At 56.7% G+C, this 24,871-nt stretch carries 23 protein-coding genes; 15 read left to right on the top strand and 8 right to left on the bottom strand.

Going from position 1 to position 24,871, the window contains the following annotated elements; translation table 11 throughout:
* The first annotated feature begins 6 nt into the window (after window positions 1-6).
* Complete coding sequence (locus tag CJ255_RS01875) at window positions 7-2,529, top strand: alpha/beta fold hydrolase (RefSeq protein ID WP_097642398.1); 2,523 nt, start codon at window positions 7-9, stop codon at window positions 2,527-2,529.
* A 32-nt stretch (window positions 2,530-2,561) separates the two neighbouring features.
* Here CJ255_RS01875 and CJ255_RS01870 read toward each other — a convergent pair whose 3' ends face one another.
* Window positions 2,562-3,536, bottom strand: coding sequence for an NAD-dependent epimerase/dehydratase family protein (locus tag CJ255_RS01870; protein ID WP_097642397.1), 975 nt, complete (start codon window positions 3,534-3,536; stop codon window positions 2,562-2,564).
* A 313-nt stretch (window positions 3,537-3,849) separates the two neighbouring features.
* On the opposite strand from CJ255_RS01870, the gene CJ255_RS01865 reads away from it, so the two are divergent.
* The 8 genes from CJ255_RS01865 (at window position 3,850) to CJ255_RS01830 (ending at window position 9,634) form a co-directional block, all read left to right on the top strand.
* On the top strand, window positions 3,850-4,401 hold the full coding sequence (locus CJ255_RS01865) for an inorganic diphosphatase (RefSeq protein ID WP_097642396.1): 552 nt from the start codon (window positions 3,850-3,852) through the stop codon (window positions 4,399-4,401).
* A 10-nt stretch (window positions 4,402-4,411) separates the two neighbouring features.
* Complete coding sequence (locus tag CJ255_RS01860) at window positions 4,412-4,870, top strand: NUDIX hydrolase (RefSeq protein ID WP_097642395.1); 459 nt, start codon at window positions 4,412-4,414, stop codon at window positions 4,868-4,870.
* Between the two features lie 158 nt (window positions 4,871-5,028).
* Window positions 5,029-5,523, top strand: coding sequence for an rRNA maturation RNase YbeY (ybeY, locus tag CJ255_RS01855; RefSeq protein ID WP_097642394.1), 495 nt, complete (start codon window positions 5,029-5,031; stop codon window positions 5,521-5,523).
* Window positions 5,523-6,170, top strand: coding sequence for a response regulator (locus tag CJ255_RS01850; protein ID WP_097642393.1), 648 nt, complete (start codon window positions 5,523-5,525; stop codon window positions 6,168-6,170). The genes ybeY and CJ255_RS01850 overlap by 1 nt, the downstream gene beginning before the upstream one ends.
* Before the next feature lie 11 nt (window positions 6,171-6,181).
* Window positions 6,182-6,943, top strand: coding sequence for an MBL fold metallo-hydrolase (locus CJ255_RS01845; protein WP_097642392.1), 762 nt, complete (start codon window positions 6,182-6,184; stop codon window positions 6,941-6,943).
* A gap of 67 nt (window positions 6,944-7,010) precedes the next feature.
* A complete protein-coding gene (locus CJ255_RS01840; RefSeq protein ID WP_097642391.1) occupies window positions 7,011-7,436 on the top strand; it encodes a response regulator in 426 nt (141 codons plus the stop codon).
* A gap of 420 nt (window positions 7,437-7,856) precedes the next feature.
* Window positions 7,857-8,612 (top strand): DNA repair protein RecO, encoded by a 756-nt coding sequence (gene recO / locus CJ255_RS01835; RefSeq protein WP_097642390.1) that lies wholly within the window; start codon window positions 7,857-7,859, stop codon window positions 8,610-8,612.
* A gap of 329 nt (window positions 8,613-8,941) precedes the next feature.
* Window positions 8,942-9,634 carry a PH domain-containing protein gene (locus CJ255_RS01830; RefSeq protein ID WP_097642389.1) on the top strand — a complete coding sequence of 231 codons (693 nt, stop codon included), beginning with the start codon at window positions 8,942-8,944 and terminating at the stop codon, window positions 9,632-9,634.
* Window positions 9,635-10,128: 494 nt separating this feature from the next.
* Here CJ255_RS01830 and CJ255_RS01825 read toward each other — a convergent pair whose 3' ends face one another.
* Together CJ255_RS01825 and CJ255_RS01820 are read right to left on the bottom strand one after the other, a co-directional pair.
* Complete coding sequence (locus CJ255_RS01825; RefSeq protein ID WP_097642388.1) at window positions 10,129-11,295, bottom strand: zinc-dependent metalloprotease; 1,167 nt, start codon at window positions 11,293-11,295, stop codon at window positions 10,129-10,131.
* Window positions 11,296-11,322: 27 nt separating this feature from the next.
* Entirely contained in the window at window positions 11,323-13,179 is a 1,857-nt protein-coding gene (locus CJ255_RS01820; RefSeq protein ID WP_097642387.1) for a diguanylate cyclase domain-containing protein, read from the bottom strand.
* Window positions 13,180-13,364: 185 nt separating this feature from the next.
* On the opposite strand from CJ255_RS01820, the gene CJ255_RS01815 reads away from it, so the two are divergent.
* Together CJ255_RS01815 and CJ255_RS01810 are read left to right on the top strand one after the other, a co-directional pair.
* Window positions 13,365-14,939 (top strand): DEAD/DEAH box helicase, encoded by a 1,575-nt coding sequence (locus CJ255_RS01815; protein WP_097642386.1) that lies wholly within the window; start codon window positions 13,365-13,367, stop codon window positions 14,937-14,939.
* 241 nt (window positions 14,940-15,180) lie between these two features.
* Window positions 15,181-15,594 carry a hypothetical protein gene (locus CJ255_RS01810; RefSeq protein WP_097642385.1) on the top strand — a complete coding sequence of 138 codons (414 nt, stop codon included), beginning with the start codon at window positions 15,181-15,183 and terminating at the stop codon, window positions 15,592-15,594.
* Between the two features lie 221 nt (window positions 15,595-15,815).
* Here CJ255_RS01810 and CJ255_RS01800 read toward each other — a convergent pair whose 3' ends face one another.
* Window positions 15,816-16,223: a hypothetical protein gene (locus tag CJ255_RS01800; RefSeq protein WP_097642383.1), complete on the bottom strand. Its 408-nt coding sequence runs from the start codon at window positions 16,221-16,223 to the stop codon at window positions 15,816-15,818.
* A 9-nt stretch (window positions 16,224-16,232) separates the two neighbouring features.
* Window positions 16,233-16,595 carry a (2Fe-2S) ferredoxin domain-containing protein gene (locus tag CJ255_RS01795; RefSeq protein ID WP_097642382.1) on the bottom strand — a complete coding sequence of 121 codons (363 nt, stop codon included), beginning with the start codon at window positions 16,593-16,595 and terminating at the stop codon, window positions 16,233-16,235.
* Window positions 16,596-17,033: 438 nt separating this feature from the next.
* Between CJ255_RS01795 and CJ255_RS01790 the strand changes: the two genes are divergently transcribed.
* A complete protein-coding gene (locus CJ255_RS01790) occupies window positions 17,034-18,119 on the top strand; it encodes a site-specific DNA-methyltransferase (protein ID WP_245863117.1) in 1,086 nt (361 codons plus the stop codon).
* A 174-nt stretch (window positions 18,120-18,293) separates the two neighbouring features.
* On the opposite strand, the gene CJ255_RS01785 is transcribed toward CJ255_RS01790, so the two are convergent.
* Together CJ255_RS01785 and CJ255_RS01780 are read right to left on the bottom strand one after the other, a co-directional pair.
* Window positions 18,294-19,811, bottom strand: a complete 1,518-nt coding sequence (locus CJ255_RS01785; protein WP_097642381.1) for a Ppx/GppA phosphatase family protein — start codon at window positions 19,809-19,811, stop codon at window positions 18,294-18,296.
* Between the two features lie 62 nt (window positions 19,812-19,873).
* On the bottom strand, window positions 19,874-21,037 hold the full coding sequence (locus tag CJ255_RS01780; protein ID WP_097642380.1) for an aspartate aminotransferase family protein: 1,164 nt from the start codon (window positions 21,035-21,037) through the stop codon (window positions 19,874-19,876).
* A gap of 198 nt (window positions 21,038-21,235) precedes the next feature.
* On the opposite strand from CJ255_RS01780, the gene CJ255_RS01775 reads away from it, so the two are divergent.
* Complete coding sequence (locus CJ255_RS01775) at window positions 21,236-22,054, top strand: DUF4058 family protein (RefSeq protein WP_097642379.1); 819 nt, start codon at window positions 21,236-21,238, stop codon at window positions 22,052-22,054.
* A gap of 85 nt (window positions 22,055-22,139) precedes the next feature.
* Here CJ255_RS01775 and CJ255_RS01770 read toward each other — a convergent pair whose 3' ends face one another.
* Window positions 22,140-23,393: a glycosyltransferase family 4 protein gene (locus CJ255_RS01770; RefSeq protein ID WP_097642378.1), complete on the bottom strand. Its 1,254-nt coding sequence runs from the start codon at window positions 23,391-23,393 to the stop codon at window positions 22,140-22,142.
* Window positions 23,394-23,703: 310 nt separating this feature from the next.
* Between CJ255_RS01770 and CJ255_RS01765 the strand changes: the two genes are divergently transcribed.
* Window positions 23,704-24,117 carry a bactofilin family protein gene (locus CJ255_RS01765; protein ID WP_097642377.1) on the top strand — a complete coding sequence of 138 codons (414 nt, stop codon included), beginning with the start codon at window positions 23,704-23,706 and terminating at the stop codon, window positions 24,115-24,117.
* Between the two features lie 211 nt (window positions 24,118-24,328).
* Window positions 24,329-24,832: an FtsB family cell division protein gene (locus CJ255_RS01760; RefSeq protein ID WP_097642376.1), complete on the top strand. Its 504-nt coding sequence runs from the start codon at window positions 24,329-24,331 to the stop codon at window positions 24,830-24,832.
* Window positions 24,833-24,871 lie beyond the last annotated feature (39 nt).

Raw genomic sequence — 24,871 nt, 5'->3', positions numbered from 1 at the left:
AAGCCTATGATGCACCAGAATAGCAGTGCGCCCGGTAAAGACGATCCAGATGGGGCTATGAGAACCAGTACGCGGGCTTTGCGCCATGGTCTGCGTACACCGCTCAACCATATCATCGGCTTTGCCGAGATGTTGCGCGATGAGGTGGAGGATCTGCCTGAACCGGGGCCATTTGTGGCGTTTGATGATCTGATTGCCACAGGGCGGATTGCCTTGATGGTGATCGAGGAGTTGGCCAATAATCCTTCACCTGAGGGCTTGGCTGCGTTACCGACGCTCTTGGCCCCCTCGATTGAAGCCATTCAGCAGACCTGTGCCGCGTTGGCGCACCATGCCGCTACTGTGGGGCCGCAGCATTTTTTGCCCGATATTGAGAAGATTGCGGTTGCTGCATCGCGCTTGGGTGAGTTGGCCGCTGGAAGCGATTTTGATGCGACGATGCTGAATGAGAGTGAAGCCTATGTCGCTCAAGCTCTCCCAGAGTCACCAGAGCAACAGCCTGCCGCTGCGGTGCTGATTGTTGATGATAATGATCTCAACCGCGATCTGTTGGATCGTCAAATTCGACGCTTAGGCCATACGACGAGCCATGCGGCCAACGGGCGCGAGGCGCTGGAACAACTACGTAGCCAGCCTTTTGCGCTCATGCTGCTCGATCTCATGATGCCTGAAGTGGATGGCTTTGCGGTGTTGGCCACGCTCAAGGCTGATCCGAGTCTGCAACAGGTTGCGGTGATTGTCCTGTCGGCCCATGCTGATCACGCCAGTATTATTCGGGCGATTGAGTTGGGCGCTGATGACTACTTGCCCAAACCTTTCGATCCGGTGCTGTTGCGCGCACGCATTGGCGCATGTTTGCATAAACAGCACCTGCGCGCATTGGAGATAAGCTACCTGCGGCATATTGAGACGGAGCGCCGCCGGGCCGATGAGTTGCTCCATGTGGTGATTCCATTAGGCGTTTCGCTCAGTGCTGAGAAGGATTTTAATCAACTGCTTGAACGGATTGTGCTGCAAGCCCAAGAGTTGTGTCGTGCCGATGGATGTACGCTCTATCTGCGTGATGGCGACCGGCTGCGCTTTGTGATTGCACGCAACAAGTCGCTCAATCTGGCTATGGGTGGCGCGAACGGCAAGGATATTCCCTTTGCCCCCCTGCGGCTCTATGATGAGCAGACGGGTGATCCGCTCTTTAACTATGTGGTGACCCATACGGCACTAGAGGGCGTAACGATCAATATTCCCGATGCCTATGCGGCTCATGGCTATGATTTTTCAGGTACGCGCGAATTTGATCAACGGACAGGTTACCGCACCACCTCGGTATTGAATATTCCACTCAAAGATGGGCAGCATGAGGTGATTGGGGTGATGCAGTTGATCAATGCGCTCGATGAGCATGGCGAAATAGTTGCGTTCGATCCGATTGCGGCGCAGATGATCGAATCGCTCGGGACACTCGCGGCGGCGGCACTCTCGGCCTATGTGCGCGAACAGCAGTTGCGCCAAGAGATTGCCGATCTGCGCATTGAAATTGATCAGGTGAAGCAGCAGCGCGAGGTGGAGGCAATTACCAATTCGCCCTATTTTGCCGAATTGCAAACGAAGGCGCGTGCGCTAAGGTCTGGTGCAACCAGCTTGGATACCCAAGCGAGTGGCGAATTGGTGCGCCAGGTGCTTGAGATTGATGGGCAGTCTCTGGTTGTGCGTCAGCGCGGCCCGGCCCGTGGCCGTCTGCTGCTCATGATCCACGGTTGGTCTAGTTCGTGGTATGCGCTTTCGCCGCTCATTCCGACGCTCAGTGAGCGCTACCGCTGTGTTGCGGTTGATCTGCCCGGTTTTGGTGAATCGCCACCATTGCGCCAGCGTGCCAACATCCCAGCCTATGCCGACCTTATGGCCAAACTGGTGAATCAATTGAGCCCAGGCTTACCCGCAATGGTAATTGGTCACTCGATGGGCGGCATGACGGCGCTAACGATGGCCTTGCGCCATCCCGAAGTTCTCGAGCGCATGGCATTGCTCTGCCCAACCATCAGCGGGCGGCTTTCTACCTGGATCAATGCCTTTATCTCACCGATCACGATGCTGGAGCGGATCAGCATTGCGGGGCGCATGCTCTCCTATTTGGAGCCCTCGATGCTGCGGGTTACGGATGGATTGATGAAGCCCGCCTCGTTTGCCGAGCGGAGCGACATTGCCGAGGCGGATTATCTGCGCCTGCGCGCCGACGCACGGCGTCCGGGTCAGGGGCGAGTGCGGGCCGAGTGCTTTTGGGCCATGCGCGAAAATGATCTGAGTGAGTGCTTAGGTGCGATCAAGGTTCCGGCGCTGGTTATTTGGGGCATGGAGGACAACACCGTGCCGCTGCGCGATGCCAGCATTGTGGCCGACAAGTGGCCTGCGGCACAACTGCGCGTGTTGCCCAAGGCGGGCCATTGGCCCCAATTCGAGACGCCCGATGCAACGCGGCGGCATATTCGCTCGTTTTTGAGTACGCCAGCCAAGCTGTTGAAGAATCTTTTTTAGCATGTAGGGCTATGTTAAAGTCGCCGCAAGGCTCACAAGGTGCGACGCAGCCCTTCGGCGATGGAGATGCGTGGGCTGTAGCCAAAATCGCGCTTGGCCGCGCTATGATCGAACCAATGGCTGCGCCCGAGTTGGTTGACGAGCATGCGCGTGAAGGGTGGCTCGCCAGGTAGGTTGAGGCTGAGGTAGATGCCTTCAAAGATGGACGCGACACGCATCGCCGTGGGGAGCGAGATGGAGCGGCGTACTGGCTTGATGCCAGAGCGGGTTAAGATTTCGTTGATAAAATCCCACAGATTGACGGGTTGTTCTTGGCCAATGAAGTAGGCGCGCCCACGTAGGGGTGAGCGTGCGCTCAGAGCGTCGGCGGCGAGAATATGAGCTTCAGCGGCATTTTCAACATAGGTAATATCAACCAGATTCTTACCCGCACCAATTTGCACAAGGCGACCACGGCGGGCGCGGGCGAGCAGACGTGGGAAGATGTGGGGGTCGCGGGGCCCCCAGACGATATGAGGGCGCAATGCGGTGGTAGCAATGTCATTGCACGCCAGCACATAGCTCTCTGCGAGAGCCTTGGTTGCGGCGTAGGCCGAGAGGTGGCGCGTAGGAATGGGGGTAGACTCATCAACGCCATCGAGATCAACTTCACCAATTGCAACTGAGGGCGAGGAGGTATAGACGAGCTTCGGCACTCCCGCCTTGGTGGCAGCACGCACAAGCCGCTGGGTGGCCGAGACATTGTTACGATAGAAGATCTCGAACGGGCCCCAGATATCGGCCTTGGCAGCGACATGAAAGACCACCTCAACGCCACGGAGCGCATTGGCCAAACCTGAAGCCGCAGCCGGGTCGCTCAGATCGATCTGGAAACACTCCACGCCCAGCGCCGCCAACTCGGGGTAGCTCCCGCGCCCAATGACCCGCACGCGGTCGCCACGGGCCAACAACTGCTCCACCAGATAGCGCCCAATAAAGCCATTTCCGCCAGTAACAAGAGTGAGCATGGTAATGGTCTTCTTTGCTAGAGATGCTTCGCAATGCACGTTACGCAAAGAGTTATACCCGTTCCTGGGGCAATGGTCAAGCCTGCCCATTAGCCGTCAGGCGGGGCGTAGCCTAGGGTTACGTCAGTCACCTCCGGTGGGGGTGCGGAGGCGGCTTTGCCGCCCCCGCAAATCTTTTGTATTGCTGTTTGGCGGCTTCGCCGCCAAACAGCAATACAAAAGTGGGTTTGGGGCGTAGCCCAACGATGTACCACGAAAGCTATGGCGTGCTATAATAGGGACTGATGGATTATTCTGTAGCGAGAGGCTGGCAATGCAGAACTATTGGCACGACCTTGAACCGGGGCCCAATATACCGGACGTGATCCATACGGTCGTTGAGATCCCGAAGGGTTCGCGCAACAAGTATGAGTTTGATAAACGCACTGGGGCTTTTAAGCTCGACCGCGTACTCTACTCGGCGGTACAGTACCCCGGTGACTATGGCTTTATTCCGCAGACCTACTACGATGATGGCGATCCGCTTGATGTCTTGGTCATGACCAACCTGCCGACGTTTACCGGCTGTATTGTCGAAGCCCGTCCGGTGGGGGTCTTCCGCATGTTGGATAAGGGTGAACCCGACGATAAGATTCTGGCTGTACTCCAGTATGATCCCTTCTTTCAGAGTTTTCAGGACTATACCGACCTGCCGCCCCACTATCTGAAAGAGGTCGAACACTTCTTTACGGTCTACAAAGATCTTGAAGGTACGCGGGTTGAACCTGTTGGTTGGGAGCATGTGGATGTTGCGCGTCAGCGCATCCACTATGCGATCAATGCGTATTGGGATATGCGTGCTGGACGTACAGTTAAACGTGGCTGATGAAAGGCCCATGACGGAACGTTTCCATTCCCTTCCTCCCCATCGCACCGCCTATTCGGCCGGTGGTGTTATCTTTCGGGTTGTTGAGCAGCATGTGCAGGTCGCGCTGATTGCTACCAGTCGGGGCGACCGTTGGGGCTTGCCGAAGGGTCATGTCAATCGTGGCGAGACAGCCGAGGCGGCTGCGTTGCGCGAAGTGGCTGAAGAGACGGGGCTTGAGGGTACGATTGTTTGTCACCTTGCGACGATTGAGTACTGGTTTCGGGCTGGCACGACACGCGTCCATAAGTATGTTGATCTCTTCCTGATTCGCTACGAGCATGGTCAGGTGCGTCCCCAAGTGGCTGAAGTTGATGATGCACGCTGGGTGCCGCTGCACGAAGCGATGCATTTGGTCTCGTTTGAACGTGAGCGTGATGTACTCGCCCAGGTAAACAGAATCCTCACGGCGCAAGGGCTGAAAGCCTAGCGGAGCGGGTGTGGAAGGGGATGTGGGAGAACCTGGTTCTCCCACATTTTTGCTTTTGGGATGGTTTCAGCATACGTTACAGTTTGCGCTATTGCCTATTTTCTATTTTCTCGTTTCTATATTCTGCTCTTAGGCCAAGATCATTGGAAGGGGGTTGCATGAATGCATCCTATACCATTGAAGTCCATAGCGATGAAGCGGTAGCCGCGCAACTTGCTATGCTTGAGCTTGATCTCAGTTTGGTTGAACAGGTCGTGATGGCGGTGTTGCAGAGCGAGGCAGTGCCTGGCCCCGCTGAGGTGGGCGTGATGCTCAGTGATGATGCCCAACTTCAGACTCTGAACCGCAGCTATCGCGGGCTGGATGCGCCGACCGATGTGCTTTCGTTTGGCGATGATGGGGCCGCGTCGCCCTTTGTGGCTCAGCCGGGGGCGACGCGCTACTTGGGGGACATTGCCATCTCACTGGATCGGGTGTTGGTCCAAGCCACTGAGTATGGCCATAGCCCTGCCCGTGAATTGGCCTATCTGACTGTGCATGGCACGCTGCATCTGTTGGGTTACGATCACGAACAAAGCTCCGCTGCGGCTGCGTTGATGCGTGAGCGTGAAGAGGCTGCACTGCTGGCCCTTGGCTTGGAAAGGAGCGCCTAGTGGAGACGATTACCGTCATGTTGATTGACGATCATCAAGTGGTGCGTCAAGGTCTACGCGACTTCCTGGAGTTGCAGGATGATATTGAGGTTGTGGGCGAGGCACCCAATGGTGAAGAAGGAGTGCAATTAGCGGGTGAATTGCTACCCGAAGTGGTCTTGATGGATCTGGTGATGCCGGGGATTGACGGGGTTGAAGCGACCCGTCGGCTCAAAGCGGCCAGCCCAAGCAGTAAGGTGATTGTCCTCACGAGTTTCGCCGATGATGATAAGGTCTTTCCGGCAATTAAAGCAGGGGCGATCTCCTATTTGTTGAAGGACATCTCGCCCGCCGATCTCGCCCATGCCATTCGCGCAGCCCAGCGCAATGAGGCGGTCTTACACTCGGAAGTGGCCGCAAAGCTGATGCAGGAATTTTCGGCCCCGCGTACCAACGAAGCGCCCGTTGAGCAACTAACCCCGCGTGAGATGGATGTGCTGCGCTTGATTGCCAAGGGCAAATCGAATAAAGAGATTGCCGATACGCTTATTGTCTCAGAGAAGACCGTTAAATCCCATGTGAGCAATATTCTCTCGAAGTTGCACCTGGCCGATCGTACGCAAGCGGCGATCTATGCCTTGCGTCAGCGTTTGGTGCCTATGGAGTGAAGGAGGCGCTCATGCCGCGCATGATTCTGCTTGGTACCGGAACGGGCTTGCCCGACATTGATCGTGGCAATACCCATATGCTCTGGGATGGGCCGGGTGGCCCGTTGCTGATTGATGCCGGTGGCTGTACCTACGAGCGACTGCTGCGCGCTGGGATTGATCCACAGGGCTTGCGTGGGGTTGTGTTGACCCATAGCCATTGTGATCATATTCATGGCTTGCCCGGCTTGCTCTTTAGTATGCGGCTGGGGCGTCGAACGACCCCTTTGCCCATCTACGGCCTAGAGGAGACCTTGGAGATTGCACGAGCCACATTGGAGGCAATGCGGGTCGAGTACTATGTGCCACCTGATTGGCGCACGCTCCGTGGCGATGATCACCTGGCATTGGATGATGCCTGGGGCTTGCGGACGGCATTGACGGCCCATAGTCGCCCTTGTGTGGCCTTGCGCTTTGAGGCTAGCCCCAGCGGGGTGGCGCTGGTCTATTCGGCTGATACAGAACCGTGTGCGGCGGTGCAAGCCTTAGCCACTGGTGCCCAAATTCTCATCCATGAGGCCACAACGCCTGATGCGTTTGCTGGGCATACCTCGCCGCGCCAGGCGGGAGAGGTGGCGTTGGCAGCAGGGGTAGCGCGGCTGGTACTTGTCCACTTTAGTCCGCGTTGGACGATGCCCATCGAGCAGGCGGTTGCAGCCATGCGCTCCTCTGGTTTCAAAGGCCAAGCCGAGGTAGGCCAAGATGGCCAAATTTTGCAGCTTGAAATGGATTGACAGAGCACGGAATTATATGTACAGTTAAGGGTACTCAACACAACTATATGGGCGAAGGATTGCAGTGGTGCAGACTTGGCCAGGTGGGGCAGAGATGCAAATTATTGTTGCAAGCGCAAATGTCTTTCGGCGTGATCTTTCCAGTTCGATCCTCAACGAAGCAGGCTACACAGTGGCTGAAGCACGCACGGCTGCGGGCCTCTTCACCTACCTCCACGATGCCTTGCCCGCATTGATTGTCTTGGACTACCAGCTTGATGATACCGAGCCAAGCCGTTTGCTGCGGCTGTTACGCCAGCAGACGAATGTGCCATTGGTGTGGGTTACTGAGCAGATCCAGAGTATGCGCTTAATCGCCAGTGATCAGGGGCGTTCTGCGGTGCTGGCGTGGCCCTACCAGACAGAGCAGTTGCTCACGGTGGTAGCCATGCTGCTTGGCCAGGTGAGCCCACATTTGAGGCTTGGGATCGAAACGCGGCCTTACTTAACATAAAAGATGGTTTCAGAAAAACCGAAGGTTGCTTTACCATTTTGCGAGGATGCGTGAGGCGAAGATGCGAGGGCTTCGTGTCCTCGCGTCTTCGCGTCTTCGCGTCTTCGCGTCCTCGCGTCTTCGCGTCTTCGCGTCCTCGCGTCTTCGCGTCTTCGCGTCTTCGCGTCCTCGCGTCCTCGCGTCCTCGCGTCCTCGCAAATGGTAACGTACCTACGAACCATTGCTCTAGGACTACAGTTGCCCATGGTTCGCATCGTAGCTATAATAGAAGTACGATGCAGCTTGACTGTGCCCCCACAACAAGCGCCTACGTGAGCGTATGGCCAAGCTTGATGCCTCTGCTTCCCGTTGCTCCTACGGAGATGAGGCTCTGTTCTGCAACCTGTGCTTGGCGCTGGCAGCCTATGGAGCAAGCTTGCTATGCGTGAGCGCGTCTATCGCACGGAGGCTCTGATCCTGCGCCGCAGCGATTTCGGTGAGGCGGATCGTCTGTTGTTGTTGGCAACCCCAGGGGGCAAACGGCGCGTGGTGGCCAAGGGGGCGCGTAAGACGACGAGTAAGTTGGCTGGCTACCTTGAACTCTTTACCCATGCCAATTTGCTCTTGGCAGTGGGGCGTAATCTTGATCTGGTGACCCAGAGCCAGACGTTGCATGCGCATGCTTCGCTGCGGGAGAGCCTGCCGCGCTTGAGTTGTGCCTACTATGCGGCAGAGCTCTACGACCGCTTTACCGAAGAGGAAGACGAGAGCCAGCAACTCTTTGAACTACTAGTAGCCATTTTGGGGGCGCTCGATCAGAGCGCCTACCCCGATCTCGTGTTGCGTGCCTATGAGTTGCGCCTGCTGCATCTGGCGGGCTATCGCCCCCATTTGCACTACTGTGCAGTCTGTGGTGCCCGCCTGAGCGAAGCGGCTGAACATTTTAGCCCCAGCTTGGGTGGCATGCTCTGCCCGCATGACTGCAATGCTGACCGGGCTGCGCTACCGTTGAGCGGCGCAGCCTTTCGTTTGCTGCGCTACCTACAGACCCAACCGCTGAACGTGGTTGAGCGGTTGCACCTTTCGGCCCATGTGCGTGACGAGGCCGCTCAAGTGCTTCGCGCCTACCTGCGCCAACTGCTTGAACGGGAACTCAAGTCGGTGGCTTTTCTTGATGAGATCCTGCGAGTTGAATAATACCATTTACGATTGTAGATTGCAGATTGCAGATTGTCGAACACGGCGTCCCAATAGGCTTTCGCGTTCTTGATAATGTGGCATGTTCAAGGGTAATTGGTATAATTGCGTGGTCTCTCGTGGATAATCTGATGCTGTAGCACAGTTTATTACTATATGTGGGGAAGCGTGAGCCATGCTCCATGCGCATTGAGTTTAGCACTGCCGCCCTACAACCTACTAATGGGGCACAGCCCCATAATCTCCTCTTTAGTACTTGCGTTTTGGTGGCTTCGTCGCTACAACGCAAGCCGAGAGTTTCCCCAGCGCTATATCAAAGGAGAGTCGTGATGGATTACATTGAACAGCAACTCAGTGCTGGTGAGCAAATTCTCTATGTTGCTCGCCAACATGTCTTCGTGCTGATCACCAACATTCTGGCTGAACTTTCGCTCATCTCGCTCTTGGTGGCGGCTGGGGTTGCTTCACATATGGCATTTGATACTAGTAGTGTGGTTATTGGTGAATTGACTGCAAGTAATCTCATTCTGTTGATCTGCGTTGGAATTAGTGTTATTGTGCTGATTAGTGGTTTTATTGACTACCTGCGTTGGATCAATGATCAGTATATTATCACCGACCGGCGGGTGATTCAGGTGCGCGGGGTGATTACCAAGCGAGCGGTGGCATCTTCGTTGGAGAAGATCAACGATGTTGAATTGCGCCAAAGCATCATTGGGCGCATGATGAACTTTGGGACAGTGGCTATTTTGACCGCTTCTGGTGAAGAGAGCAATAATACAATGGATCGGATTGCCGATCCAGTCCAATTTAAGCGCGTCATGCTTGACGCAAAGCATAACCATGAGCGGGGCTATGGCTATTTGCCCGAACATGATTATGCGCCACAGCCGCTTCCACCAGCCACCCGCGCTTCGATTGTGGATGAACTAACGCGCCTAGCCGATCTCCGTGATCGGGGCATCCTCTCGCCAGAGGAGTTCGAGAGCCAGAAGCGGCATATCTTGAGTCGCATGCGCTGATGAGGGGGAAGGATGAAGGAGGAAGGAGGAAGGATGAGGGAGGAGGAACGTTCCTGTTTGTGCCGTAGGTAGTGCCGACGTTAGTCGGCTTCCCAGCGCTACCAAAGATCTCAGCCGACTAACGTCGGCCCTCCGATGCCTGTCTGCTTCCCAGCGTTGCCAAAGACCTCAGCCGACTGAAGTCGGCCCTCCGATGCCTGTCGGCTTCCCAGCGTTGCCAAAGACCTCAGCCGACTGAAGTCGGCCCTCCGATGCCTGTCGGCTTCCCAGCGCTACCAAAGACCTCAGCCGACTGAAGTCGGCCCTCCGATGCCTGTCGGCTTCCCAGCGCTACCAAAGACCTCAGCCGACTGAAGTCGGCACTCCAACGCCAATCCATAGAATTTTCAGACAGCCTCTAAAGGCCCGCGCACCCAGCATAGGGCGAATGTTGCGCTCCCTTTCATCCCGCATCCCGCATCCCGCATCCCACATCCCGCATCCCGCATCTCTCCTCACCCCAAGCGCTCAATGCGGGCGATCCACTCCTCTGGGCACTTGATCTCGGCCATGGTTGGCAGATGGGCGGGGGATTCCCAGACGCGGTGGGCGAAGGCGCGCCCGCGCATAGCAATCACTTGGTTGATGAAGGCTTCGCCCTGCTGGTACTGGGCCAATTTGAGATCCATGCCGGTGATGCGGTTGAAGAGTTGCTCGATCAGCGTCTTGGTAGACTGCCGTAGTGCCACGCGCTGTTCGATCTGCTCGAAGCTGGGCAGCAGCCGCTTGCCGACGGCATTCATCACATGGTTGCCGTAGCCCTCGACGATTGACATAAGGGCTTGGAGTTGTTCAAAGATGGCCCGCTGTTCTGGCGTCAGCACCAGTTCGATCCAGTGTTGCCCACTGCTCCAGCCTTGAATGAGGCGCGCTAAGACTTGGGGCAGACCTGAACCAATGCTTTCGAGTTGCTGATCCAACTGATCAAAGTATTGCTGCAAGAGATTGCGGAAATGCTCGCGCACCCAGGGGTAGGCTTCAAACTCAAAGACATGGGTTGCCTCGTGGAGTGCAATCCAGAGCCGGAAGTCTTCGTCGTTGAGCCCGAGTTGGTGTTGCACATTGGCGATATTGGGTTCAACAAAGTAGAGCGCACCGCGTGCGGCGGGATCGGGCGAGAGCAGGCTGAGATCATACTGACCAAGCACGCGGCGGGCGAGGTAGCCCAACATTACCCCCATCTGGGCCCCAATCAGCCGTCCGTTGAAATCGCCCATCAGGATCGCGGCAGTGCTGCGCTGTCCGGCGCGGGCATAGATGGCTTCGACCGGCTGGAAGAGGTGTTCAAACGAGACAAAGTTGGCCTCCAGCCACTCGCGCCGGTCGTGGACATAGACGCGGGTGATGGGCTGGGGCAGTTGTACGCCTAGGTACTCGGCGATCAGCGGCTCACTCTGTTTGACCAAGCGCAGATACTGGGCTTCGCGGTATTCACGGGCGTGGACGGGGGCTTGTTCCCACTGCGAGACACGCAGCGCTGCTGTGCGGGCTTGGTTCCAATCGATCAGGCGCGGGCCACCTTCGGCCTCAGCCCGCGTGCGAGCCGTAATATAGTGTCGCGCCGCTGCTCCGGCTACCACCCCGATCAGCAGGATGGTACCGAGGCGACGCATGTCGGACATAGGATTTCTCACGGATAGGGCTTCCTTTCACAGCGCAACGACACAATTGCGTCCGGCAGCCTTCGCTTGTTGCATGCGTTGAATGGCTACCGTTATGAGTTCCTCGGCACTCTGGCCAGAGGCTGCAACCATCCCGAAACTGATGGTCAGGCTCAGTTGGGGGTGCAGATTATACCATGGATAGTTGGCCACGCGCAGGCGCAGGGTTTCAATGCGGTGACTCAGTTGCGTAATGGTCTGGTCAGGGATCAAGATCAGGAACTTGTCGTCATTGTAGCGTGCCAGCACATCAGCAGGTTGGGTACTACTACGGAGTAGATCAGCAACAATACGCAGGACTTCATTGCCCAGCATATGGCCAAAGCGCAGGTTGAGATCGTTGAAGTGATCAAGGTCGGCCAGTACGATTACCAATTGGCGGGCGCTACTCTGGTTCTGTTCCACAAACTCAATGAGACGTCGATCAACGTGGGCGCGATTAGGCAAGAGCGTGAGGCTATCTTCGTTCGCTTCACGCTGCAACGTCAGGGTGCGCACCTGCTGCATCTGGATCGGCTCTTCGTCACGCAGTGGTTGCGTTGCTTCAGCCGGGGGCAGGTGGAGCATCAGTTGATCGCTAAAGTCTACGATATTCTCAGTGGCAATGAGTGCCACTTTGGCTCCCCGCTCAATGGCCACGCGGGCATCGGTTTGATTGGGCACAATCGCAATGAGTGGAATGGGCGGTGCGAAGTGGTTACAAAGTTGCCACACCGCTTCATCGCTCGTGGTAGCTAGCAGCAGTGCAGGGTTGGGAGTTTGGGCCAGCAAATCTTGGGCGCGCACGATACTGTCGGCAATGAGGGGGCGGTAGCCCTGGTGGCGCAGGCTGGTAACCATTGCGGCGCGGATGCTATCATTGATATAGATGATGAGTGCGGCAGGGCGCGGCAAACCGCGTCGTTCTTCGGGGGGGGCTTGCTTGCTGCTCCGCCGATCAAAGACATAGCTACTGCCCGAAATGCTCTTGGCGGCTTGTTTGACTTCAGCCGCAATCTTACTGATCTCATCCACACTCGTAAATTCCCGTTCGCTGGTACTCACAACTGAGATGGAGAGGCTAAGCAACCCAAACTGACGCGCCATACCCTGGCGATCAATGCCGCGCAAGAAGCCACGCTGCAGATCTACCTCATCATAGAGTTGGGGTACTTGGGCATCGAAGCTGGCAATGATACGCTGACAGAGTTGTTCGCTCTGCTCGCCGTAATGGATGATTGCAAAATCATCGCCACCAATATGGCCCAAAAAGTCTTCACTGGAGGCAATGGCGGAGAGGGTGTCGGCCAACAGATGAATGGCCCGGTCGCCACGGGCAAAGCCATAGGCATCATTGAAAGCTTTGAAGTTATCGAGATCAACATAGAGTAGTGCAAAATCGTTTTGTTGCTTCAGTTGGCGTTTTAGTTCGGCTTCCAGCAGGACATTTCCAGGTAGGCCAGTCAAGGGATTGCGGACTGGCAACTTTGCGGCGCGGCGCAGGTGGCTGCGGATGCGCGCCAGGAGGACGTCAATATCGTAGGGTTTAACAATGTAATCATCCGCGCCAGTATCGAACCCAACCACCACTTCCGATGACGCGCTACGTGCCGTAAGGATAATCACTGGCAGGTGTGATGTGCGGGTATCATTACGCAATTGGCGAATTGCCTCAAACCCGTCCATCAGTGGCATCATGAGATCCACAAGCAGCAGATCAGGGGGATCTTCTTGGGCCATACGTACCAGTTGATCGCCATCATAGGCAAGCGCAACCTCATAGCCCGCATCCTGCAACGTTTCGCGCAGAATCAGGCAGAGGGCTGGGTCGTCATCGGCTACAAGGATCCGGGCTAGGGGTGTCATTGGTCATCCTTGAACAGTCCAATAGACTCTTAGCATACCATAATTGTAGGCTTGTAGGTTAGGGCGTTATTGGTAGGGTTTTGGTAAAGTTTTGCGCTTGCGCGTTGGCGGCGAAGCCGTCAACGTGAAAGAAAGAAAGCTCTGCGTAAGCAGCGAAGCCGCCCCCGCATGGTATAATCGGTGCCATGACAATCTTCAGCGAACTTGGACTTAGTGAACCAATCCTGATCGCGTTGCGCGATCTAGGTTATGATGAGCCGACGCCGATTCAGGCCCAGGCGATTCCCGTTATGTTGGCAGGCCACGATGTTATTGCCCATGCCCAGACAGGCACCGGCAAGACGGCGGCGTTTGCTCTGCCCATCCTTAGCCGTCTCAAGCCTGAGCATGTGCCCCAGGCTTTGGTCTTAGCGCCAACCCGTGAATTGGCTATGCAGGTTGCCGAAGCGATGTTTCGCTATGGTAAACATGCGTCTACCCGCGTCACCCCCGTCTATGGCGGGCAACCGATTGAGCGCCAGTTGCGCAGTTTGGCGCGTGGGGTGCAGGTGGTGGTTGGTACCCCAGGGCGCGTGATGGATCATATGCGTCGCGGTACCTTGGTACTCGATCATATCAGCATGGTCATCCTTGATGAGGCGGACGAGATGCTCGATATGGGCTTTGCCGAGGATATTGAGTATATCTTGCAGCAAACCCCCAACGAACGGCAGACGGCGCTCTTTTCAGCGACGATGCCAGCCGCAGTGCTTGATTTGGCCATGCGCTATACCCGTGAGGCCAAACGGATCAGTGTGGTGAGTGAACAACTCACGGCACCGCGCACGCGCCAAGTCTATTACGAAGTGACTCCGCGTGAAAAGCTGGACGCCCTCTGTCGTGTGTTGGATGTCGAAACCCCCGGTTCGGCCATGATCTTCTGCCGTACCCGTGCTGACGCCGACCGCTTGGGTGAGAGTCTGCAAGGGCGTGGTTATATGGCTGAGGTGATCCATGGCGATCTGAGCCAGCCCATGCGTGAGCGGGTGATGAAGCGCTTCCGCGAGGGCCAAGCGGAACTGCTCGTTGCCACCGATGTGGCTGCCCGTGGCCTCGATATTCCCGATGTGACCCATGTGATCAACTATGATGTACCGGGCGATCCGGAGAGCTATGTGCATCGGATCGGGCGCACTGGGCGCGCCGGGCGCACGGGCCTCGCTATCTCGCTGATCACTCCGCGTGAACGGCGTCAAATCCAGATTATTGAGCGCACCACGCGCTCGCGCATCCAGCGCCTCAAATTGCCCTCGCTCGCCGATGTGGCGGCGCGGCGGCGCGAAGCTTTCCGTGATGCGCTACGCGAAGTTCTGCGTGAGGGTGAGCTTGACCCCTACATTATGATGGTCGAGGAGATGGCCGAAGGGCATGAGGTTGCCGATTTGGCCGCTGCTGCCTTCAAACTGTTGCTCAACGAAGTGGAACAGGAAGAGAGCTTGGTTTCGGTGGAGGGCGATGGGGCCGGTGCCGAAGCGGGCATGATCCGGCTCTTCCTTGATGTTGGGCGCTTCGACCGCGTGCGCCCTGCCGATATTGTGGGCGCGATTGCTAACGAAGTGGGTATCCCTGGCAAGCAGATCGGCGCGATTGACATCTACGACCGCTTCACCTTCGTTGAGGTGCCGAATGACACCGCGCACCGGGTGGTACGGGGGCTCTCGGGGGTCAATTTGCGCGGTAAACCCGTCAAGGTCTCGTTTGCGAAGCCAAAAGTAAGCTGATTCCGGAACGTGACCCTAGTTTCAGCTTTTTTGCACGTTTACTGTAACAGTTTTGCGGTATGATGATAGTACGGGTAGTATCACCCGGCGAGTTCGTACACCGCAGTACGCGTCGGACGACACCCATTGGAGTCGCTCTGGAATGGATATCGGAGCGGATCAGCTTGCTTCGTAGCTTCAGCACACTCAAGGGCGCTCACAGCCGCCCGGCTGAACCGGTATCCACAGAAAGGACGCTGCTGTGACTGACATCGACATCCAAGAACTGGGTATTCCGGAACTGGAACGCTTACGTGATGCAGTAAACCAACGCCTACTCCAGTTACGCTACAGTAATCGCCATACGCTGCCGGAACTCTTACGGATGCTTGAGGAGTTGAAGGGCGTACTGAACGATCAGGGAAAGCAGTGGCGTTCCCTCGAACGCTGGCAATGGATGGATGGCCAGATTCGTTTCTGGCTCAATCCCACCGACCAGGTGCAGTACCAGTCGGGCTGGTACACCATAGACGAGTTGTTGCAGTGGTCATACAACGCCGGCCCGGTCATTGTGCGTGACGAAGAGTTTGACGATGACGGGGAGACGTGGACCGAGGTGGATGGGGTGCGGATTCGCTGGCTACCCGATGGGACGATGCTACGCGAGAGTTTGTAAGAATCATTTGTTAGCGCGAAAAAGCCCTGGGCTCGTGGGGGGCGTCGCGTTGGCTGAGCCTGTCGAAGCCACCGCGACGTTGGCTTCGACAGGCTCAGCCAACGTCGCGGCCCAGAACTTTTTCGCGCTAACAATCGTTTGATGTTGGGCTGGGGCGGCGAAGCCGCCCCAGCCCAACATCAACATGGGTTTGGGGCATAGCCCCTAGTACCCTCTAGCGACTAATTCAGCCAGAGGCTCTTGGCTTGTGGTGCGCCGAGCTTACGAAAGCCCGGCCCGAAGGGGCGTGCCCGTACCATTTCACCCAAGCAACTGAGCCGCGCCTCAGCCGCTTCGATCAGGCTGGTGAGCGTGCGTAACTCAGCGCGGCTCAGGTTGAGCCCAATATTGTTGAGCCACAGTTGCAAGCCGCCATTTGGGGCCGGCTCGATACGATAGTAGCCCCGGCGCAAAAGGGGCAGTTCCTCTTCCTGTGCCCAATCATCAAGCAGGTTGGCTAAGTGGGAGAGATCAAAGAGTGCGATGCGGATCGTCGCCTCATCCCAGATCAGGCGTAGCGAGCCATCCGGCGCAAAGGCCAGCATGCGACCAGGGGTGGCTTGAGCCAGCGTGGTGAGTTGTAAATCCATAGTCTCTTTCTATGCCTCTTCGGCGGCGCGCCGCGCAAGACGGCGGCGCATGCGGGGATGGAGGTGTTCGAGCAGTGGGTTGCCATCACGCAGGTGGCTCAAAACGACCTGACGTGTGGTGGCGGGGTTGAGCTTGAGGTAGGGGTAGAAACCGGGGACGACAGTAAGCACGGGGCCGTCGTCACAATGATCTTGGCAAGTGGTAGCCACGACGCTCACCTGCTCGGCCAATTCAGCCTCGTGCAGGGCGGCGAGGGCAGCACCGATCACCTGTTGCGCCCCGGCGCGCTTGCAATGCTTATCGCTACAGACCCCCAAGCATGGCCGCCCTAAGCGGGCGAGTTGTTCAACCTTCGGTTCGCCTTTGCCCATCCCAACTCCTCCTTGCTGCTTGTTGTCGTGCTACCACATCGAGAACTGAACGGGCGTTGCACTTGATATTCAACTGTACCAGCACCCAGCCAAGCCAACCGATCCCCAACGCGAGCGTAAGCTGAAGAAACTCAAACCAGATGCCCATAGGATGTTTGCTTCTAGAGGGAAGGACGGAGCAACGAGGAACGTAGAACATAGGCGAACGATTACCTAACTCCCACGTTTCTGCTAAAGAGCTACCCTATGTTAGCATACCCTAACATGGCGCATTGTCTAGTTGTGAATTTTCAAACTACTATTGGGTTTTTAGCTCAAGCTTGCTCGCAGGGTAATAGTTCACACTACTTCCAGTCCATTGACGAAACAGACGATAGGACGTACCATTGTTCGCTACAGCCCTTCAGATACAGTGTCTTGAAAGGGAGGAGTGAAGATGTGCCGAGCGAACAGCTCCCTTTGAACGAAATTATCCAGGGAAGTTGTCTTGATCTGCTCAAGACCTTGCCTGAGCAATCGGTTGACCTGATCTTTGCCGATCCTCCCTACAACCTACAGTTACAACATGAACTGCTTCGTCCTAATCAGACTGTGGTAGATGGTGTAGCTGATGCATGGGATCAATTTGCTGATTTTGCTGAATACGATCACTTTACTGAGCAGTGGTTGTCAGCATGTCGTCGCGTCTTAAAGGATAATGGAACGATCTGGGTCATTGGTTCATACCATAACATCTTTCGTGTTGGCAAGATCATGATGGATTTGGGCTACTGGCTCCTCAATGATGTCATTTGGCATAAAACCAATCCGATGCCCAATTTTCGTGGGACACGCTTTCAGAATGCTACTGAGACGCTGATTTGGGCTAAAAAATCGGCAACGCAGAAAAAGTACACGTTTCATTACCAGGCGATGAAAAATTTTAATGACGAAAAGCAGATGCAAAATGTCTGGTATATTCCGCTCTGCACTGGCGCAGAGCGCATTAAAATCAATGGTAAAAAAGCCCATTCAACCCAAAAGCCAGAGGCGCTTTTACATCGTGTCATTCTCTCATCAAGTAATCGCGGCGACGTCGTCCTTGATCCATTTTCTGGTTCTGGGACAACCGCAGCCGTAGCGAAGCGACTTCAGCGCAGGTATATCGGGATCGAAATTTCACCTGAGTATGTGGCGATTTCACAGGAACGGCTTGCATCGCTCCCAGCATCACCCGTCAGTGAGCATGAACTCGTGACCAAATCAAAGCGTGATGCACCAAGAATAAGCTTTGGGCAGTTGATTGAGGCCGGATACCTTGCTATTGGTCAACAGGTCTTTTCCAAAGATCGAAAATTCGTTGCAACCATCAAAGCGGATGCTCATCTTATTTGGCAGGAGCAGAGCGGTTCGATTCATAAAATCGCGGCATTGATCCAAAACCGACCGGCATATAATGGCTGGGAATATTGGTATTGTGAAAGCGCAACGGGTAGCTTCGTCAGTATTGATGATCTGCGTGAGCAGTATCGCCGTGAACATTAGGAGCCACCCCATTCACATTACGTGTAGGGCTGCGGCCCTGAAACCCGCTTTGGGGCTATGCCCCAAACCCCGCTTTTTGTTCCGTGTTGGCGGCGAAGCCGCCAACACGGAACCACAAGAGTTTTTTTGGGGAGGCTTTGCCTCCCCAAAACCCCCGCCAGAGGGTTAACGTACCTAGCGTGGCGACGGCGCAAGCAGAATCTCAAGCTCCTGGTTGTAGGCTTTGCGGAAGAGGTTGCTACGTCGGGCTGCGTCCCAGACTTCGAGTTGTGCGTCGCCGGTGGCTTGCACCAGGATGCGGATGGGGGGGCCAAGTTCCACGCGGACTGCTTGGACAACCTGGCTCTTGCCGCGCTCAAGGTATTCGGCGATCCGCAGCAGGGCGCTGAGGCGCGCAATGCGGGTACTGTCTTCGGGTTTGAGGATGGCAGCGTAGGGTGTGGCATCAGTGAAGCCTTTGCGGTGGTTCCGCACAAGCGCACTGAGCATGATGCTTTCGCGGTGGCTAAAACCAAGTAGTAAGCTGTTATGGACGAGATACTCACCATGCTTATGGTGGTCGTAGTAACCTACGGCTACGCCAATATCATGGATCATGGCTGCTTGGGCGAGCAGATCGCGTTCCCAGGCACCGTAGCCATGCAGCGGGATGAGTTGATCGAAGAGGCTCAGGCTAAGTTCGGCCACTTTGTGACAGTGGGCCTCTTGAAAGTGGCTGAGACGGGCTAGGTTGAGAATACTGAAGCTACGCGGATCTTCTAAGATCGGCGGGTCGTTGGGAGCAAGGAAGTGGGCATAGAAGAGCCCTTCGCGGAGACCTTGGCCGCTCACGGTTAGTTCGCTGAAGCCGCCTTGATCCATCAGCGCCTCGATGATTACAGCACCAGCCAGCGTTACATCGGCGCGGTCGCGCTTGAGGCCGGGAATCTGCTCGCGCTCGCGGCGATTCTTCTGGATCAACTGTTCGCTTATGGCCGCAATAGCTGCGCGGGTGAGCGTATAGGCATGGACGCGATCAAGGGGATAGTTGCGGGCCTTCTGGTCTATGCGGGCTAAGGTACGCACGGTGCCGCCCATGCCTGCAAGCCGTTGACCGGTGTCGGCTTTGAGCCACGCCAGGCCGCTAAAGGCTTGCTGGGCAGCCGCACGCAGTTCACGCAGATCGCGCTTGCTGATGGGGTCGCTGTTTACATAACGTTCAGTGAAACGTAGAACCCCCGCCTGCACCGAAAAGCTCTCGGTCGGGCGACCATCTTGCACCGCAACCACCTGGGTTGAGCCGCCGCCAGTATCGAAGGTGACGCCGTGGCGCAGACCGAGGGCATTTGCGGTTCCCAGAAAGCCATAGTAGCCTTCTTCTTGGGTGGTGATAATGCGAAGATCGAGATCTGTTTCCGCCCGCAGCGCCCTCCAGAATTCCTCTTGGTTTGCGGCTTCACGAATGGCACTGGTACCAACGGCAACGACATGGTTGACGGCGGTACTCTTGCAGAAGCGGTTGAACATACTCAGCGCATTGACCGCCCGGCGGATCGGTTCAGGTTGTAGTTCGCGGTTGGGGCCCACGCCCTCAGCCAAGCGCACCGCCTCGCTGACCTCATCGATCAGGCGGAAACATGAGCCGCGCTCGTAGGCCATAACGATCAGGCGGGTGGTGTTGGAGCCGAGATCAATGATGGCGATTTTTTCCATATTCGGCAATCTACAATCTGCAATCTACAATCTACAATCGTAAATGGTATTACTCCACTACGTTAACGCAACGCCTCTGCGACGAGCGCCACCACTTCAGCCAATTCATCATAGCTGATCACGAGGGGGGGCAAGAGGCGCAGAACGTTGGGCCCGGCGGGGAGGGCCAGCAGGCCGCGCTCAAGCAGGTTTTGGAGTACAGGTTGGACCCGCTGTTTCAATTCGAGGCCAACGAGTAGACCCAGGCCGCGCACTTCGCGCACCGCCGGGAGCTTGAGCGCCTTGAGTTGCTGATGCAGCCATGCCCCCTTTTCGGCGGCTTGGCGGGGCAGATCCTCCTCTTGGTAGACGCGCAGGGCGGCGTGGGCCACGGCGCAGAGCAGCGGCCCACCGCCAAAGGTTGTCCCGTGGGCACCGCCGGGCAGCGGCCCGTGGCGGGTATGGAGAGCAACCGCGCCCATAGGCAAGCCAGCGGCAATACTCTTAGCCAGAATGAGCAGATCGGGCACCACGCCGCAATGCTCTAGGGCAAAGAGCCGCCCAGTGCGCCCAAAGCCGGTCTGCACCTCATCAGCCAGCAGCAGCGCCCCGTGCTGATCGCAGATGCGCCGCGCCGCCTCAAGGTAACCCGCAGGGGCCGGGCGTACTCCCCCTTCACCCTGCACCGGCTCCAGCAGCACGGCGGCGGTCTGGTCGCTCACCGCAGCCTCGAGAGCGGCGACATCGCCATAGGCCACATGGTGAAAGCCGGGCACCAGTGGCTGGAAAGGCTCACGGTACTTCGGCTCCCAGGTAGCACTGAGCGCCCCCATTGTACGCCCGTGGAAGCCGCGCATGGTCGCGATCACCTGCTGGCGGCCAGTGAGCAGACGCGCAAACTTGAGCGCTGCTTCAACCGCTTCGGCCCCCGAATTGCAGAGGAAAATACGGGCGGGCAGCGGCAATGCGGCAGCCAATGCCTGCAGATAGGCCGCCCGTTGGTCGTTATAGAAAATCTCTGGACAACTGATCAGCGTCGTGGCCTGTGCCTGAAGCGCAGCCACAATCGCGGGATGACCGTGGCCCAGATTGGCGGCACCCTGGCCAGCGACACAATCAAGGTAAGCGCGGCCATCGGCAGCATAGAGCCGTGCCCCGGCCCCGCGCACCAGCGCCAGCCCACGCTTGGGATAGAGCCCTGAAGTGTAGTGTTGTTCGGTGGCAATGATGGAGGTATTGTCGTTCATGGTATGCCATTATACCCATCCTGAAGGATTTGTGCATGGGGTGCTACAATGTACTGAGGGCTACGCCCCAAACCTCAATGTGTAGCTAGGGTGTGCGAGGGAACCTGGTTCCCTCGCGCTCCCCCTCCGTCCGAAGGGTTGTAGGGCACCGCCCTACAGATTTTGATCACACCCAAATAAAAGGAACTGGTATTCGCCATGTATTCACCATTTCCAGGGATGGATCCCTACCTCGAAGACCCCAAGGGATGGCCGGGGGTGCATCTGCGTATGCTTGGGGTCATCAGTGATATGTTGGTTGAGCAGGTTGCACCCCATTTCTCGGTTGTCGTTGAGGAGCGCGTTTATATTGCTGATGAAGATGATGATGATGATGCGCTTCAAGCTCAAGCGCGCCGCCAATTTGTGCCCGACATTTTTCTTGTAGAGCGTCCTCAGTTGCAGAACGCAACGACTGCTGTTAGTCTTTCTGTGACCCCCGCCACAATCATCGAACGTTTGCCATCTGATGTGGAGCAGCGTGATCGCTACTTAGCGATCTATGATCGACGCCAGCGTGAGTTGGTGACCACGTTGGAGTTGCTATCACCTTGGAATAAGGCTCGCGGTACACGGGGGCAGCGTGAATTTTTAGCCAAACGTGCAGCAATTTTTACGACCCGCACCAATTGGCTTGAGATTGATCTATTGCGGGCAGGCGAACGCCCTGAAGAGGTTGTAGGACAGAGCGACTACTATGCTCTTTTGCACCGTGGAAGTAACATTGGGCGCTTGGAGGTTTGGTATGTAGATGTGCGCGATCCTTTGCCGCGCATCAGCGTACCGTTGCGCTCGCCTCATCCTGATGCGGTACTTGATCTCCAAGCCGCCTTCACGACCGTCTACCGACGGGCGCGTTATGGGGACGATGTAGATTATGAGCGTCCTGTACCGCCTCCAGCGCTACCACCTGCTGCGGCCCTTTGGGCAGCGCAGCGTGTGCAGGAGTATCGGGATACTTTGGATCGTAGGGGCTGAGAAAATAGAAACGAGGAAATAGGAAAGTAGGAAAGAGGTGCCACATCATATTTTCTCTTTCCTACTTTCTATCTCCTGCCCTCTGTCATTTATCCCGTTGGCGCAGCCGTAGGGGCGCTGTGCGCTGCTCGCGGGGGGCGTTGCGCTGTGCTTGGGCTTCGGCGTAGATCGCCTCAATGGTGCGGGCGGCCCGTTCCCATGAGAGTTCGGCGACGGCTCGTTGGCGGGCGGCGGCTCCTAAGTTGGCAGCGAGGGCGCGATCATCGAGCGCCTGCTCAAGGCGGGCGGCGAGGTCGGCGGCGTTGCCCATTTCGGCATAGAGCCCGGTATCGCCCAGAATCTCGCGGGCCACGGGGGTGGCGAAGGCAACCGTGGGTAGCCCCATAGCCATATAGTTCGCAATCTTGCCATTGCCCTCGGTGAGGCTCATCTTCGGCGCAACGGCCACGTCGCCCAAGGCAAGGTAGCTATGCAGATCGCGGTAGATGATGCGGCCCGGCAGGGTAACATGCTCGGCCACACCGAGACTCGCAGCGTAGCGGCGGTAGCTCTGCGGGTCGGGATGGCCCATAATCAGGAAGTGTACCTCGGGGCGGCGGGCGGTAAGCATGCGTGCAGTTTCGATCAGCAGATTGGTGCCCTGATAGGGAGCTAAGAGGCCAATATAGACAATGATGCGGCGGTCGGGCGGGATGCCCAATTGGGCGCGCAGTTCGGCGCGTTGCGCGGCCCATGCCACCGAACCATCGTAGGGTCGAAAGCGCTCGGTATCCACCCCATCGGGTACGGCATGGATGCGCTCGCTTGGCACCAGCCCGTCGGAGCGTAACCGTTGCGCCGCGTTGTGGGTCGAGGTCATAATTGCATCGGCAGAGCGATTGAGCATCTGTTCGACGCCATGCACCGGCCCATAGAGCCGACTCGATCGCTTGAGGAAGCCATGGTCGAGCATCTCGCTCGTCATGCTGCCCTGATAATCAAGGATCAGCGGCACGCCCAAGAGTTGGCGTAGCGGCATACCAATTGCGGCAGCCTCGTGGGTATGGGCATGAATAATATCGGGGCGCAGTTGCAACGCCACCCGCAGCGTGCGCCAAGCCAGCCCCACATCAAGGTAGAGCTTATGGCGCGAAGAACCTACCACAGCGCGCTTAATCCAGGGAACATCCCAAGAACGCCGGATGTCCAAACCGGGCATATCATCGCCGTTATGGTAGCTCGCCAGCACCAGCCGATGGCCGCGCCGCTGGATCGCTCGCGTCTCTTCCCAGATCCGCACATGGTTGCCATAATCCGAGAAGAAGCTGGTCGAGGCGATCATAAGGACGTTGTAGGTCATGGGAACTTTCTATGGAGAAGAGAGGAAGTAGGAAGTAGTGAAGGGCGGGCGTCATTGTACGCGAGGCTATCGTAGTCTGCAAGAGCATATTTTTTGGTTCGTGTTGGCGGCGAAGCCGCCAACACGAACCAAAAGAGTTCTTTGGGGGAGGCGAAGCCTCCCCGCCTTATTTGCCGGTTCATGCTAGGTATACTATAATGGGGATGTTGCTCGCGTTGAACGGGCCTTTTTTGGGCTATGCTGTAAAACATTATCTATCCTCACGTTCATCTACCTGCGAGCGCAACCAAGTCAGGAGGATGTGTCAACCATGTTTGGCCTTAATAGAAAGCCCCAACCCGCCACCTCCTCGATCTACAATAAGACCGAAACCGTTATCGGTGCCAATACCCGCTTTCAGGGTAGTTTGACCTCCGATGGCAATATTCGGATTGATGGATCGGTTGAAGGTGACGTTGAAGTACTCGGTAATCTGATTGTTGGCGAGACGGGGCGTGTGATTGCGACCGTCAAAGCCCAGAATGTCCACGTTTCGGGCGCGGTCAAGGGCGAGATTACCGCCGTTGAGCAGTTGGAGATTTCGCCCACCGGCAAGGTTTGGGGCGATATTACGACTGCTGCGCTGCATATCGAACCAGGTGGCCTCTTCCGTGGTCAGAGTGCGATGACTTCGACGATTGATGAACCGCTGCTGCTTGAGGCTCCGCGCCCCAGTGAGGGCTAATACCATTTATGATTGCAGATTGCAGATTGTAGATTACCGAACATGGCGTCCCAATGGGCTTTCGCGTTTTTGATAATGCGGCATGTTCAAGGGTAATTGGTATAAGCAGCAGAAGGTCGCTTTACCATATCTTTCGGGGATGCGTGCGGCAAAGAGGCGATGGCTTCGCGTCATCGCATCCTCGCACCCTCGCCAACTGTAGGGGGCGCCCATGAAACGGCTGCGTAGTCACGCTTCGCGGCGTCTGATTGGCCTGGGGCCGCGCCGACGGGCTGCTTCAAGCGCGTTGCCGCTTGCGGATCGCTTGATCGCTGGTTTACGTGCTGTGGGTAGCAATGCCTTCTCGTTGGGCATCGCAGCCCTGATGCTAGTCTTCATTGGCCTGCTCATGGTCAACTTTGTGGGCCAGGTGTTGCAGAGTGCCCGTCTGGAGACGCGCCGCGCCGAGCTTGAGGCTGAGGTGTTGACGATCAGGTATGAGAATGAACGCCTTGCCGGGTTGGTTGAGTATACCGAATCGCCCGTCTATGCCGAAATGGTGGCGCGCGGGCAGCTTGGCTATGCCCGTGAGGGCGACGTGGTTATTCTCAGCCGTACAGAACCGTTGAGTATACCTGAGATCGCTGCCCCCGATGAGGCGCTAGATCCGTCAGTGGTTGTCCCGCAACAACCGGAGAATTGGCGGCTCTGGTGGCAAGCGTTGAGGGGCGGGTAGTACGCCGTGCCTCTGCTTTAGGGGAGGAAATAGAAACGA

The organism is Candidatus Viridilinea mediisalina (assembly GCF_002532535.1).
Lineage (GTDB): Bacteria > Chloroflexota > Chloroflexia > Chloroflexales > Chloroflexaceae > Viridilinea > Viridilinea mediisalina.
This window is presented reverse-complemented; position numbering and strand designations above follow the sequence as displayed.

Coding starts and splice junctions, on each gene's coding strand:
- CJ255_RS01875 (WP_097642398.1), top strand. CDS start 7: ATGATGCACCAGAATAGCAGTGCGCCCGGTAAAGACGATCCAGATGGG.
- CJ255_RS01870 (WP_097642397.1), bottom strand. CDS start 3,536: ATGCTCACTCTTGTTACTGGCGGAAATGGCTTTATTGGGCGCTATCTG.
- CJ255_RS01865 (WP_097642396.1), top strand. CDS start 3,850: ATGCAGAACTATTGGCACGACCTTGAACCGGGGCCCAATATACCGGAC.
- CJ255_RS01860 (WP_097642395.1), top strand. CDS start 4,412: ATGACGGAACGTTTCCATTCCCTTCCTCCCCATCGCACCGCCTATTCG.
- ybeY (WP_097642394.1), top strand. CDS start 5,029: ATGAATGCATCCTATACCATTGAAGTCCATAGCGATGAAGCGGTAGCC.
- CJ255_RS01845 (WP_097642392.1), top strand. CDS start 6,182: ATGCCGCGCATGATTCTGCTTGGTACCGGAACGGGCTTGCCCGACATT.
- recO (WP_097642390.1), top strand. CDS start 7,857: ATGCGTGAGCGCGTCTATCGCACGGAGGCTCTGATCCTGCGCCGCAGC.
- CJ255_RS01830 (WP_097642389.1), top strand. CDS start 8,942: ATGGATTACATTGAACAGCAACTCAGTGCTGGTGAGCAAATTCTCTAT.
- CJ255_RS01825 (WP_097642388.1), bottom strand. CDS start 11,295: ATGTCCGACATGCGTCGCCTCGGTACCATCCTGCTGATCGGGGTGGTA.
- CJ255_RS01820 (WP_097642387.1), bottom strand. CDS start 13,179: ATGACACCCCTAGCCCGGATCCTTGTAGCCGATGACGACCCAGCCCTC.
- CJ255_RS01815 (WP_097642386.1), top strand. CDS start 13,365: ATGACAATCTTCAGCGAACTTGGACTTAGTGAACCAATCCTGATCGCG.
- CJ255_RS01800 (WP_097642383.1), bottom strand. CDS start 16,223: ATGGATTTACAACTCACCACGCTGGCTCAAGCCACCCCTGGTCGCATG.
- CJ255_RS01795 (WP_097642382.1), bottom strand. CDS start 16,595: ATGGGCAAAGGCGAACCGAAGGTTGAACAACTCGCCCGCTTAGGGCGG.
- CJ255_RS01785 (WP_097642381.1), bottom strand. CDS start 19,811: ATGGAAAAAATCGCCATCATTGATCTCGGCTCCAACACCACCCGCCTG.
- CJ255_RS01780 (WP_097642380.1), bottom strand. CDS start 21,037: ATGAACGACAATACCTCCATCATTGCCACCGAACAACACTACACTTCA.
- CJ255_RS01775 (WP_097642379.1), top strand. CDS start 21,236: ATGTATTCACCATTTCCAGGGATGGATCCCTACCTCGAAGACCCCAAG.
- CJ255_RS01770 (WP_097642378.1), bottom strand. CDS start 23,393: ATGACCTACAACGTCCTTATGATCGCCTCGACCAGCTTCTTCTCGGAT.
- CJ255_RS01765 (WP_097642377.1), top strand. CDS start 23,704: ATGTTTGGCCTTAATAGAAAGCCCCAACCCGCCACCTCCTCGATCTAC.
- CJ255_RS01760 (WP_097642376.1), top strand. CDS start 24,329: ATGAAACGGCTGCGTAGTCACGCTTCGCGGCGTCTGATTGGCCTGGGG.